Genomic DNA, 12,588 nt, shown 5'->3' with positions numbered 1-12,588 from the left:
CATCGGCCCCGCCCTCACAGCACACCGAGAGGACCACGGCACGGCCGGACCGTCAGAGCGTGCGCCACTCCTCGAAACTGAGCCCGGGTCCGTCCGTCTGGCGCGCCACGCGCAGCGCCCCGTCCTCGCCGACGACGGCCATCACCACCCGGCCGTGGAAGTCGTGCGTCAGGGCAGGGGTGTCCCGGCACGGCACACCGGTGTCCGACCACCACAGGCCGTTGGCCTCGTCCTCGGTGACTCCCACGCCGACGACCGCCGTGCCGTCGGCCCCTCGGTGGGCCAGCACCGTGCAGTCCAGGCCCTCCACAACCGCGCGGACCGCGGCGTGCGCGCCGTCGCCCGGAGCGCCCCCGAGGGGCATGGTCCAGCCGCCCGCCCGGTAGGCGACGACCCCGCCCTCGGGATCGGTCCAGTAGTAGGTGGCCCGGCCTTCCGAGGTCTCCAGCACCGCCAGGGAGCCCGGCCTGACCACGACCGGCGAGCGCCGCACCTCGCCCCAGCCGCCGCCCGGCTTCTCCTGCTCCCAGTGCAGGGTCTCCTTGTTCGTCGCCGCGAAGATCTCGATGCGTCCGGTGCTGAGCGCGACGACGGCGGGAACCTCACTGATGCGCGTGCAGCGCAGGTCCTCCCAGGCACGCCATTTGCCGTCCGCCCGCTCGCGCCGCACCATCATGCCGCCGCGCCCGTTGCGGACGAAGACGTGCGCCTCACCCGAGTCACTCACCAGCACGACGGGGGCGCCGAACCTGCTGCCCACGTCGGCTTCCTTGTGCGGGTTCCCCAGCGAGTTCCAGGCCGACAGCGGCCGTCCCGTCTGATACTGGATGGCGTGCACGATGTCGACGCTCACGCCGCCGTCGGCCGAGGGCCGTTCCCGGCGGCCGGCGAAGTGCACGTAGGCCTCGGTGTTCTGGGTCACAGACAGGTGCGTCAGTTCCGGCACCCGCACAGGACTCGGAGCGTCCCACTCCGGACCGCCCGGACGGGTCTCCGTCCAGCGGCGGAGGCCGCCTTCGCAGGCAACGTACGCCGTGAGCCGGCCGTCCTTGCCCCGGGTGAGCCAGATGCCGCGCAGCGCTGTGGCCCCACGGGCAACCTTCGAGGTCGCGCGGGCATCCTGTCCGTGCATGAGTCTGCGATTACCTTTCCAGAACTGACATCCGACAACCCGCCCGGCATTTTCGAATCCGTTACATCCTAAGCCCCCGCATGGGCGTGCATTCCGGGCTCACCAGCGTACGATTCGCGCGCGCCGCAGGCTCCTGGCCGGCGCGCGGGACCGTCACAGTCACGCCACAGCCGTCGTACGTACACCAGAGCGACTGTCTATAGTGCTCAGTCCCAGGAAAACGCGGACCGGCTCCACCCCCCACCCGAGTCCCAGCCCATCACCTGTGCCCTGACCAGGCCATTAGTTGTGAGGACTCACTCAGGATGAGCCAAGACGCCATCACCCCTGACCACCGCAGCTCGCCGGAGAACCCCCGCCGCGGACGCAAGCGGGTGCGGACACGTGGCCAGCGAATACGCAGGGTCGTTCTGGTGTCGGTCCTGGTACTCGTCGTTGCCGCGGGCGGAACGGCGTACTGGCTCTACAGCAGTCTCAACGGGAACATCAAGGGCGTCGACATCGACAAGGCGCTCGGGGACGACCGGCCCGAGAAGCTCCCCACCAGTGGGCAGAATCTGCTGGTACTCGGCTCCGACTCGCGCGCCGGCGCGGAGAACAAGGCGCTGGGCGGCGGGGGCGGCGTCAGCGGCGCCCGCTCCGACACCGCGATGGTGGTACACATCCCGGAGGGCCGCAAGAAGGCCGTCGCCGTGTCCATCCCGCGCGACACCCTGGTGACCCGGCCCGAGTGCACCAAGTCCGACGGCTCGACCATGGAATCCGCGAACCGCGTGATGTTCAACTCCGTCTACTCCCAGGTCGGTCCGGCCTGCGTGGTCAAGACCGTGGAGAAGATGTCCGGGGTCCGTATCGACCACTACCTGGAGATCAACTTCGCCGGGTTCAAGGACCTCGTCGACGCCATCGGCGGCGTCACCGTCGACGTCCCCCAGGACATCCACGACAAGTCCTCCGGACTCGACCTCACCGCCGGGTCCCACAAGCTCAACGGCACCGAGTCCCTCTCCTACGTCCGCACCCGCCACGGCATCGGTGACGGCAGCGACCTCGGCCGCATCGGACTCCAGCAGCAGTTCCTGCTGGCCCTGCTCAGCGAGGTCAAGTCGCAGAACCTGCTGGGCAGTCCGACCAACACCTACCGGATCGCCAACTCCGCGACCAAGTCCCTCACCACCGACGAGGGTCTCGCCTCGCTCAAGTCGCTGACCGAGTTCGGCCGTTCGATGAACGGCGTGGACCCGGGCTCGATGGAGACCATCATGCTGCCGGTGGCCTACGACAAGACCGACCCCAACCGCGTGGTGTCGGCGCAGCCGCAGGCCAAGACCCTCTGGAAGGCGCTCCGCGAGGACGCCACCATCCCCGAGTCCGCCAAGAAGTCCCCCGCCACCGGCGGCTGATCGCACCACGGCACCGGTCCCGGACAGCGCGCCGCCCCCGTCGGATTCCTCCGGCGGGGGCGGCGTACGTCCTGCGCACCCCGGGCGGCCGTGGCGGCTCAGGACAGCCAGTCGGCGTAGCGGGTCGAGGCGAGGTGGGCGCCCCTGTCGGTCAGGGCGTCTCCCTGGACGGCGGCGAACATCCCCGCGGTGGGGTCGGTCACGACCGTACGGCCGTCGCCCCTGGCGGACAGCGTCATGCGGCCCAGCTCGTCCAGCGTGAAGACCTCGGGCCCCGCGACATTGCGGATGCCGTTCAGCGGTGCGCCCACGGCCACCTGCGTCACCGCCTCGGCCACGTCGGCGGCCGCGATCGGCTGGATCGGCGTGGCGGGCAGCCGGACGGTGTCGCCGTCGGCCGTCCAGGACAGGACCGCGTCCATGAACTCCATGAACTGCGTCGCCCGGACGATCGAGTACGGGACCGGCCCGGCAGCCAGGATGTCCTCCTGGAGCACCTTGGCCCGGTAGTAGTCGAGCTCCGGCACCTTGTCCACGCCGACGATCGACAGGACGACGAAGTGTCCGGCGCCGGCCTGCCGCGCGGCGGCCAGCAGGTTGTCCATCGAGGTGCGGAAGAAGTCCGGGGAGGCTTCGTCGAACGTCGGTGAGTTCGTCAGGTTGACGACGACGTCGGCGCCCGCGACCGCGCCGTCCAGCCCCTCACCGCTGATGACGTCGACCCCGGTGGACTTCGAGTGCGGGAGTGCCTCGTATCCGGCGGCGTTCAGATTCCTGACGACCTGCGACCCGATCAGCCCGGTGCCGCCGATGACTGCGAACTTCATGACATGCCTTTCATCGAGAGACTGTCCGAAATATGGCATATAAAGCCTCATGGGGACGTGGCGCGCACGTGCGTACGGCGCGTTCGCCACCCCGGCGGAATCGCGCACCGGACGGGCCCGGTCGCCGGGACGGTTCGGCTCCGGCCCGAAGACGGCCCGGAGCCGAACCGCTGCCCGCCGACCGGCTGTCAGACGACGCTCACGCTCTCGATCACGACGTGATGGTCCGAGAAGGCGGAGTCGGCCACGACGCACCAGCGCCGGGGCTCGCTGCTGAAGAGGTAGTCCAGCTTCGCGGTGCTGTTGTCGTACGTGGGCCGTCCCGTTCGTGACGCGCCCGTCCGGTCGCATTCCTGGTACCCCGGTGTCCCGTCGCCGGTGGAGTACAGACCCTCCGGCCACACCCAGGCCGCCGTGTTGCCCGGCGCGTCGGGGGACAGCGAATTGAAGTCCCCGCCGAAGACGACCCTGGGGAACGTGTTCACGATCGCCTTGATCTCCGCGAACTGGTCGTCGCGGTAGTCCCATTCCGGGTGGTCGGGATTGCTGCCCAGGCGCGCGGCGTGAACGTTGCACAACGTCACGCCCCAGTACGTCGCCGTGGCGCACTGGAAGGGCGACTGCTGCCCGGTCCACGGCTGCGTCGTCGGATACGTCCGGGCGCCCGTCATCCCTCCCTTGACCACGATCGCCGTTCCGGGCACGGCCGCCCGGCCATCGTCCTCACCGCACCGGCTGTTCCACTTCACCCCGTCCTGCGACCACTGGTACGGGGCGAAGTTCGCGCTCCAGCCCGCGCCCAGCTCGTCCATCAGCAGCGCCAGATCCTCCTGGCACACCTCTTGGAGCAGAGCGGCCTGAACATAGCTGTTCAGCACGTGGTACTTCACCACGCCGATCTTCTGCTCAGGGGTCCCGTAGTTCCCGCAGTGATACGTCGAGCGCTCGACGCCGCACATGTTCCATGACATGACCTGCAGGTTCTTCGCCTCAGCAGCCCCCGCCGACGGCGCGGCGCAGACCGCTCCCAGAAGGAGCGCGCTCAACGCGCCCACACAGCTCTTCCACACGCTGAACCTCGTCACAGCATCCCCACCCCATAGATCCGGCCTGCCGGGCCGCAGCCTATGCGGCGCTCCCCCAGCCGCTCGGTACACCCCGGCGTGAGACGCTCGCCGCATGCGCAGCGACCTGCCCCTGGTGATCGTCGACGCCGCCAACGTGGTCGGGTCCGTGCCCGACGGCTGGTGGCGGGACCGCCGCGGAGCGGCCGAGCGGCTGCGCGACTCACTGGTCCCGTACGCCACCGAGGGGCTGCCCGGCCATCCCGGTCCCGTCGATCTGGTCCTCGTCGTGGAGGGCCGGGCCCGGGACGTCGCACCGGTTCCCGGGGTACGGGTGGAGGCCGCCCCCCGCAGCGGTGACGACCGGATCGCCGAACTCGCCGCCGAGGCCGCGGACGGCCCATCCCCGCGTCCCTGCGTCGTCGTCACGGCCGACCGGGAGCTGCGACAGCGGGCCGAGGCGCACGGGGCCCTGTGCGTGGGCCCCCGCACGGTACGGCCGCTGCCGCCCCCGCCGGCCGGGTGACAGCGGCGCGGCGGCGGACGGTGTGTCAGCCGGTGTTGCGGTGCACCCGGCTGTGGTTGCGGCCGTAGGCGAAGTAGATGACCACGCCGATGACCATCCAGATGCCGAACCGCAGCCAGGTCTCGGCCGGCAGGTTGAGCATCAGCCAGACCGATGCGGCCACCGAGAGGATCGGGATCAGCGGGACCCACGGGGTGCGGAAGGCGCGGTGCAGGCCGGGGCGGGTGCGGCGCAGGACGATGACGCCCAGGGCGACGACCACGAAGGCGAAGAGCGTGCCGATGTTCACCAGCGTCGCGAGTTCGTCGATGCTGGTGAATCCGGCGACGATCGCGATGATCACGCCGAGCAGGATGGTCGGGCGGTACGGGGTGTGGAAGCGCGGGTGGGTCTTCGAGAAGAACCTCGGGAGCAGGCCGTCACGGCTCATCGCGAAGAACACCCGGGTCTGGCCGAGCAGCAGGATCATGCAGACCACGGTGAGGCCGACGGCGGCGCCGAAGCTGATGATCCCGGCGTAGACGGGGTGGCCGACGGCCTTGAAGGCGTCGGCCAGCGGGGCGTCCACGGAGAGTTCGGTGTAGTGCTCCATTCCGGTGACCACGATCGATACGGCTACGTAGAGCGTGGTGCAGATGACGAGCGAGGCCATGATGCCGCGCGGCATGTCGCGCTGCGGGAGCTTGGTCTCCTCCGCGGCCGTCGCCACCACGTCGAAGCCGATGAAGGCGAAGAAGACCACGGAGGCCGCGGTGAAGATGCCCATGACGCCGAAGTTGGTGGGCGCGTAGCCGAAGATCAGCTGGACGAGCGGGGTCTGCAGACCCGATCCGGCGGGCTGCGGCTGGGCCTCGGGGATGAACGGCGAGTAGTTCGCGGTGTCGATGAAGAAGAGGCCCGCGATGATCACGATCAGCACCACGGCGACCTTGATGACCACGACCACCGTCGTGACCCGGGCGGAGAGCTTCATCCCGAGCACCAGGATCACGGTCAGCACCAGGACCAGGGCGAAGGCGAGGATGTCGAAGCCGAACCCGCTCGTCGCGTCGGTCCCGGAGAGCGCGCCGGGCAGCGACCAGCCGATGTTGTCCAGCAGTGAGCGCACGTAGCCGGACCAGCCGACCGCCACCACCGCCGTGCCCAGCGCGAACTCCAGCACCAGGTCCCAGCCGATGATCCAGGCGACCAGCTCACCGAGTGAGGCGTACGAGAAGGTGTACGCGGACCCGGCGACCGGGACGGTCGAGGCGAACTCCGCGTAGCAGAGCGCGGCCAGGGCGCAGACGACGCCCGCGACCACGAAGGCGATCGCGGTGGCGGGTCCCGCCGTCTCCTTGGCCACCTTGCCGGTGAGGACGAAGATTCCGGTGCCGATGATGACACCCACTCCGAAGACCGTCAGGTCCAGGGCGGAGAGTGACTTCTTGAGGGCGTGCTCCGGCTCCTCGGTGTCGCGGATCGACTGTTCGATCGTCTTGGTGCGGAACAGCCCGTCCCGGCTGGGGGGCAGGTCCTGCTGCGTGCTCACCGGCGTACCTCCACGCACTCGTCGTGGGTGCCATGATTCGGACCGGGCCGCCATCAGCACGCCCCGCAGGGCGGGTTTTCACGCGAATGGGCCGGTCGGACCACCCGTACAGGGTGGGCGACCGGCCCAATCGTGGTGCGGTGCGGCGGATCAGTCCCGGACGGGCTCCACCACGGAGCGGCTCTCCGCGTCCGTCTCGTAGCGGCCGTCGAGCTTGGCGACCAGACCGGTGACCTGACGGGCGATGTCCGGTGCGGTCAGCCCGATCTCGGCCATGACCTCCTTGCGGGAGGCGTGGTCGAGGAAGACCGGCGGGATGCCGAAGTCGCGCAGTGGTACGTCGACGTCGGCGTCGCGCAGCGCCTGGGCGACGGCCGAGCCGACGCCGCCGGCCCGGCTGTTGTCCTCGACGGTGACGACGACGCGGTGCTTCGCGGCGAGCGGCGCCATGGCCTCGTCCACGGGCTTGACCCAGCGCGGGTCGACGACCGTCGTCGAGATGCCCTGGGCGTCGAGCAGATCCGCGATCTCCAGGCACATCGGGGCGAGCGCCCCGATGGAGACGAGCAGGACGTCCGGCCGGGCGGCGGCCGGTTCGCGCAGCACGTCCATGCCGCCGACCGTGGAGACGGCCTTGACCGACGGACCGACCGCGCCCTTGGAGAAGCGGACCACCGTCGGCGCGTCGTCGACCGCGACGGCCTCGCGCAGCTGGGCGCGGACCTGGTCGGCGTCGCGCGGGGCGGCGATCCGGAGGGTCGGCACGCACTGCAGGATCGACATGTCCCACATGCCGTTGTGCGAGGCGCCGTCCGTGCCGGTGACCCCGGCCCGGTCCAGGACGAAGGTCACGCCGCACTTGTGCAGGGCGACGTCCATCAGGACCTGGTCGAAGGCGCGGTTGAGGAAGGTGGCGTAGACCGCGAAGACGGGGTGCAGGCCGCCGGTGGCGAGGCCCGCCGCGGAGACCGCGCCGTGCTGCTCCGCGATGCCGACGTCGTAGATCCGGTCCGGGAAGGCCTTCTCGAACTTGGTCAGGCCGACCGGCTGGAGCATGGCCGCGGTGATCGCGACGATGTCCTCGCGCTCCTTGCCGAGCTTGACCATCTCCTCGCCGAACACGGAGGTCCAGTCGAGGCCCGAGGTGGCGACGGGCAGGCCGGTGTCGGGGTGGATCTTGCCGACGGCGTGGAAGCGGTCGGCCTCGTCCAGCAGCGCCGGGGTGTAGCCGCGGCCCTTCTCGGTGAGGCAGTGCACGATGACCGGGCCGCCGAAGCGCTTGGCGCGCTGGAGCGCCGACTCCAGTGCCTCCAGGTCGTGTCCGTCGATCGGGCCGACGTACTTGAGGCCGAGGTCCTCGAACATGCCCTGCGGGGCGATGAAGTCCTTGAGGCCCTTCTTGGCGCCGTGCAGCGTCTCGTAGAGCGGCTTCCCGACGACGGGGGTGCGCTCCAGGAGGTCCTTGCCGCGGGCCAGGAAGCGCTCGTAGCCGTCGGTGGTGCGCAGGGTGGCCAGGTGGTTGGCGAGGCCGCCGATGGTCGGCGCGTAGGAGCGCTCGTTGTCGTTGACGACGATGACGAGCGGGCGGTCCTTGGCGGCGGCGATGTTGTTCAGCGCCTCCCAGGCCATGCCGCCGGTGAGGGCTCCGTCACCGATGACCGCGACGACGTGGTCGGGGCGCGCCAGCACCTCGTTGGCCTTGGCGAGGCCGTCGGCCCAGCCGAGCACCGTGGAGGCGTGCGAGTTCTCGATGACGTCGTGCTCGGACTCGGCACGCGAGGGGTAGCCGGAGAGGCCGCCCTTGCTCTTGAGCTTCGTGAAGTCCTGGCGGCCGGTGAGGAGCTTGTGTACGTAGCTCTGGTGGCCGGTGTCGAAGAGGACCTTGTCCTTCGGCGAGTCGAAGACCCGGTGCAGGGCGATGGTCAGCTCGACCACGCCCAGGTTGGGTCCGAGGTGTCCGCCGGTCTTGGAGACGGCGTCGACGAGGAAGGTCCGGATCTCTTCGGCGAGCTGCTCCAGCTGCTCGGGGGTGAGCCGGTCCAGGTCACGCGGTCCGCCGATGCCGGCCAGCAGATCCCATCCGTCGCCCACCACCGCCCGTGCATGACGCGCTTCGCGCGGCTGTGTCACCGTGCCTCCTTGCGATTGTGCTGGTCGAGCATGCCGATCCGATGAGTCTAATGTTCCGTTCGCCGCCACGGACATCGGGCAGGCCTGTGCCGACCCGCCGGCCGGGGCCGGCGGGTCCGGGCGGACCGGTCCCACCTGTGCGTTCGGGGCGCCTCGCGAATGGTTCCCGGCGGGCACTGTGACAGGAAGAACGCCGCGGATTCAGGCCCGCACCTGCGCGAGCCGCCGCATCACACCGCGCGCACCCGCCACCAGGACCACCAGGACCACCACGGTGTAGAAGGAATCCGGGGTGTGCCAGCCGCCGTTGAAGTCGGCCAGGAAGGCCGGGCCGAAGAACTCCCGCCGGTACAGGATCCACGCCAGCGGCAGTGTGAACGCCGCCTCGGCGGCGATGTTCCACAGCGCGAGCGACCGGGTCGGAGCCCGCACCGCCCGGACCACGTCGAGGGCCACGAGGCCGGCGAGCCCGGCCAGGACCGGCCAGATCCAGCCCGACCACAGGCCCGGGTCGAGCACGTCGAGGCGTACGCCCTCGTCGGTCCGGTACGGCTGCGCGGTGTGCTGCCACACGATCAGGGAAATCAGCAGCGCGTGCCACGCGGTACCGGCGTACGCCGCCGCGCCGCGCCTCCTCGGCGCACGGGGCTCGGGCAGGTCGTCCGGCGTCCAGGCTCCACCGGGCGCGCCGGGGCGCCTGCCCGACCGCTCGACCAGGGCGAAGGCCACGGTGAGCCAGGCGATCATCTGGGCGCCGGCGGAGAGCACGGTCCCGGCGGCCCCGCCGATCACCGACGCCACCCCCCGCCCGTCCAGAACGTCCAGGACCGCGCTCACCGCGGTGAGGACCGGCAGCACGGTGATCAGCAGGACCGTGAGGAGCCGGACGTAGGCCGGGTAGAGCTCGGGCCCGATCAAGGTGAGCGGCCGGTCCGCGTAGCCGGCCGCGAGCCGGATGGGGTCGCCCATCTCGGTGAGTACCTCGCGTTCAGCGGTCGCCGGGTCGTCCGGATCTCTGGCCTCGACGGTGTCGGCGATCGTGGCGGACAGCTCCTCTGCCACGTCACCGCGCCGCCCGGCCGGGATGCGTCGGACGACCTCCGCCACGTAGCGATCGGTCAGCGTGCCGGTGCCGGACGCACTCAGCGTTCTCATCGTTCCCCCTTGGTCAGGCGTGATACCGATGCGTCCAAGGCCTGCCACTCGTGCAGCAGTGCGGTGCGGACCCGGGCTCCCTCGGCGCTGATCCGGTAGAACTTCCGCGGCCGGGACTGCTCGGTGTTCCACTCGCTGACGAGCAGCCCCTGCTTCTCCAGGCGGCGCAGCAGCGGGTAGAGGGTGTTGCCTTCGACGGCGATCCCGGCGTCACCGAGCGTCTCCAGGAGCGCGTAGCCGTACTGCGGTTGCTCCAGGAGCGCCAGGCAGGCCAGGACAGCCGTGCCTCTGCGTAGCTCCTGGGCCTGGCTGAGGATCAGTTCATCGGTACCCACACATGACACGATACTGTGCGCCACACACTAATGTCACCCGCGACGGCGCCCGCCCCGCGCCCCGCGACACGACAGTGCCCGGCGCCCCCTCGAAGGGGCGCCGGGCACTGTCGGCGTTGCGCTGCGGTCGGGCCCGGGTTACCGGGCGCGGACCTCGGTACTAGGCGCGGCCCGCGGTCTTCTGCGTGCGGCGGGAGACCGAGTCGATGACCACGGCGGCGAGGAGAACAGCGCCGGTGATCATGTACTGCACGGCGTTGGCCATGCCGATCATGTTCAGGCCCTGCTGGATCGACTGGATGACGACCATGCCGAGGAGCGCGGACCAGACCTTGCCCCGGCCACCGAAGAGGCTGGTGCCGCCGATGACCGCGGCCGCGATCACCAGCATCAGGGTGTTGCCGCCGCCGACGCTCTTGGTGGCGCCGCCGGAGAGGCTGGCGATGAAGAGTCCGCCGAAGGCGCCCAGGGTGCCGGAGAGCGCGAAGACGATGATGCGGATGCGGTCCACGCTGATACCGGCGCGGCGCGCGGCCTCGGCGTTGCCTCCGACCGCGAAGACCTGACGGCCGAAGGTGGTGCGGCGGGCCACGAAGTCCGCGATCACCAGGACGGCCAGGAAGAGCACCAGGGCCAGCGGCAGGCCGCGGGCGCCCTCGGGCTCGTTCAGGACGTACGCGACGACGAAGCACAGGACGGCGACGACGCCGGTGCGCAGCACGATCTCGGTGACCGGGCGGGCGGGCAGGTTCGCGGCCCTGCGGCGCTTGCTGTCCACCAGGAGGGACGCGGCGTACGCGACCACGGCGACGACGGCGAGGCCGTAGCCGACGCCCTTGTCCTCGAAGAAGTAGTTGGTGAGGTCCTCGACGACACTGCCGGACGGCGTGTTGATCGAGCCCTCGCCGCCCATCATCCAGTCCTGCAGACCGCTCCAGCCGAGGAAGCCGGCCAGGGTGACGACGAAGGCCGGCACCCCGATCTTGGCGAAGAAGAAGCCGTGCAGGGCGCCCAGCGCGGTCCCGGCGAGGACGGCGGTGAGGATCGCCAGCCACTCGGGCCAGCCGTGGTTGACGTTGAGCACGGCCCAGGTGGCCGCACCGACACCGGCGACCGAGCCGACCGAGAGGTCGATCTCGCCGAGCAGCAGCACGAACACGATGCCGACCGCCATGATGCCGAGGCCGGAGCTGTAGACAGCGATGTTGGCGACGGAGCTGGCGGAGAGGAAGTTGCTGTTCTGGAGCTGGAAGACGATCGCGATGACGATCAGCCCGACGAAGACCGGCAGCGAGCCGAGCTCACCGCCGCGCACCTTGCGGGTGAACTCCGACCAGTAGCCCTTGAAGCCCTCCTCGCGGATGAGCAGGCGCGGGTCCACCGCGGGGATGGTCGCCGCCGACGGCTCGGCCGCCTGGGCCGGCACCGTGGCGCTCTGCTCGGCCTTCTCGGACTTCTTGGTGGAAGGCCCGGGGGTCTTGGCGAGGTCGCTCACTTTGCGTCCTCCTTCGTGACTGTGCGTGCCTGGCGGCGCGTGACGGCATTGTCCGTGGCGCCGGTGATCGCGGCGATGACCTCTTCGTGGGAGGTGCTCTTGACGTCGAAGACGCCGTTGTTGCGGCCCAGACGGAGCACCGCGACCCGGTCCGCGACGGCGTTCACGTCGGCCATGTTGTGGCTGATGAGGATGACGCCGTGGCCTCGCTCGCGCAGCCGCTCCACGAGGTCGAGCACCTGGGCGGTCTGCTCGACGCCGAGCGCGGCGGTCGGCTCGTCGAGGATGACGACCTTGGGGTCACCGATCAGGGCGCGGGCGATGGCCACGACCTGACGCTGGCCACCGGAGAGCGAGGCGACCGGGATGCGGACGCTGGGTATCCGGATGGACAGGGTGTCCAGCAGTTCCTTGGCGCGCTTCTCCATCGCGATCTCGTCGAGGACGGAGACGCTGCGAAGCTCGTTGCCGAGGAAGAGGTTGGCGACGACATCGAGGTTGTCGCAGAGGGCCAAGTCCTGGTAGACGGTGGCGATTCCGAGGTCCTGGGCGTCGTTCGGCCGGTTGATCCGGACCGTCCCGCCCTCCCACTCGATGGCGCCTTCGTCGATCGGGTGGACACCCGAGATGGTCTTGACAAGGGTTGACTTGCCGGCTCCGTTGTCGCCGACCAGGGCAACCACTTCGCCGGGGTGAATCTCCAGGTTCACATCGGTGAGCGCCTGAACGGCGCCGAACCGCTTGGAGATTCCGCGCAACGCCAGCACGGGCGTAGCGGACACGTGAATCATCTCCTTCGCCGCCTGACCGGCGGGGATGGTGCTGCAAATGCACAGGGGGGTGCCGGTTCGGGCCGTCGGACCACCGTCGTCGCCTGGCGGCCGTGAGGCCTTGGGGCGGCGGCAGTCCGACGACCGGATCCGGTGAGAGAGAGTCCGGCCCCGCCCCCGCTTTGCGGGGCGTTGACGGGGCGGGGGCCGGACTGGCAAG

General features: G+C 70.2%; 11 protein-coding genes. 2 read left to right on the top strand and 9 right to left on the bottom strand.

Annotation, left to right across the window (positions count from 1 at the left end; all coding sequences use genetic code 11):
- Positions 1 to 52 precede the first annotated feature (52 nt).
- The gene (locus ACGFU6_RS10370) at positions 53 to 1,132 is read right to left on the bottom strand and encodes a hypothetical protein (RefSeq protein WP_393609584.1); all 1,080 of its coding nucleotides are present in this window, start codon (positions 1,130 to 1,132) and stop codon (positions 53 to 55) included.
- A gap of 305 nt (positions 1,133 to 1,437) precedes the next feature.
- On the opposite strand from ACGFU6_RS10370, the gene ACGFU6_RS10365 reads away from it, so the two are divergent.
- Complete coding sequence (locus ACGFU6_RS10365) at positions 1,438 to 2,535, top strand: LCP family protein (RefSeq protein ID WP_393609583.1); 1,098 nt, start codon at positions 1,438 to 1,440, stop codon at positions 2,533 to 2,535.
- A gap of 98 nt (positions 2,536 to 2,633) precedes the next feature.
- On the opposite strand, the gene ACGFU6_RS10360 is transcribed toward ACGFU6_RS10365, so the two are convergent.
- Together ACGFU6_RS10360 and ACGFU6_RS10355 are read right to left on the bottom strand one after the other, a co-directional pair.
- The gene (locus ACGFU6_RS10360; protein ID WP_393609581.1) at positions 2,634 to 3,362 is read right to left on the bottom strand and encodes an SDR family oxidoreductase; all 729 of its coding nucleotides are present in this window, start codon (positions 3,360 to 3,362) and stop codon (positions 2,634 to 2,636) included.
- A 188-nt stretch (positions 3,363 to 3,550) separates the two neighbouring features.
- Complete coding sequence (locus ACGFU6_RS10355; RefSeq protein ID WP_393609579.1) at positions 3,551 to 4,447, bottom strand: endonuclease/exonuclease/phosphatase family protein; 897 nt, start codon at positions 4,445 to 4,447, stop codon at positions 3,551 to 3,553.
- A gap of 94 nt (positions 4,448 to 4,541) precedes the next feature.
- Here ACGFU6_RS10355 and ACGFU6_RS10350 point away from each other — a divergent pair, with 94 nt between their 5' ends.
- The gene (locus ACGFU6_RS10350) at positions 4,542 to 4,952 is read left to right on the top strand and encodes an NTP pyrophosphohydrolase (RefSeq protein WP_393609578.1); all 411 of its coding nucleotides are present in this window, start codon (positions 4,542 to 4,544) and stop codon (positions 4,950 to 4,952) included.
- A 25-nt stretch (positions 4,953 to 4,977) separates the two neighbouring features.
- On the opposite strand, the gene ACGFU6_RS10345 is transcribed toward ACGFU6_RS10350, so the two are convergent.
- The 6 genes from ACGFU6_RS10345 to ACGFU6_RS10320 form a co-directional block, all read right to left on the bottom strand.
- On the bottom strand, positions 4,978 to 6,483 hold the full coding sequence (locus ACGFU6_RS10345) for an amino acid permease (protein WP_393609576.1): 1,506 nt from the start codon (positions 6,481 to 6,483) through the stop codon (positions 4,978 to 4,980).
- 150 nt (positions 6,484 to 6,633) lie between these two features.
- Positions 6,634 to 8,613 (bottom strand): 1-deoxy-D-xylulose-5-phosphate synthase, encoded by a 1,980-nt coding sequence (gene dxs, locus ACGFU6_RS10340; protein ID WP_393609574.1) that lies wholly within the window; start codon positions 8,611 to 8,613, stop codon positions 6,634 to 6,636.
- Between the two features lie 201 nt (positions 8,614 to 8,814).
- Positions 8,815 to 9,768, bottom strand: a complete 954-nt coding sequence (locus ACGFU6_RS10335) for an HAAS signaling domain-containing protein (protein WP_393609573.1) — start codon at positions 9,766 to 9,768, stop codon at positions 8,815 to 8,817.
- Positions 9,765 to 10,103, bottom strand: a complete 339-nt coding sequence (locus tag ACGFU6_RS10330) for a PadR family transcriptional regulator (protein ID WP_393609571.1) — start codon at positions 10,101 to 10,103, stop codon at positions 9,765 to 9,767. Before ACGFU6_RS10330 ends, ACGFU6_RS10335 begins: the two co-directional genes overlap by 4 nt.
- Positions 10,104 to 10,263: 160 nt before the next feature.
- Entirely contained in the window at positions 10,264 to 11,598 is a 1,335-nt protein-coding gene (locus ACGFU6_RS10325) for a sugar ABC transporter permease (RefSeq protein ID WP_393609569.1), read from the bottom strand.
- Positions 11,595 to 12,389: an ATP-binding cassette domain-containing protein gene (locus ACGFU6_RS10320; RefSeq protein WP_393609567.1), complete on the bottom strand. Its 795-nt coding sequence runs from the start codon at positions 12,387 to 12,389 to the stop codon at positions 11,595 to 11,597. The genes ACGFU6_RS10325 and ACGFU6_RS10320 overlap by 4 nt, the downstream gene beginning before the upstream one ends.
- Positions 12,390 to 12,588 lie beyond the last annotated feature (199 nt).

Origin of the sequence: Streptomyces sp. NPDC048462, assembly GCF_043200175.1 — a bacterium.
Classification (GTDB): Bacteria; Actinomycetota; Actinomycetes; order Streptomycetales; family Streptomycetaceae; genus Streptomyces.
The sequence above is the reverse complement of the archived record's forward strand: the minus strand, read 5'-3'. Positions and strand labels throughout refer to the sequence as shown.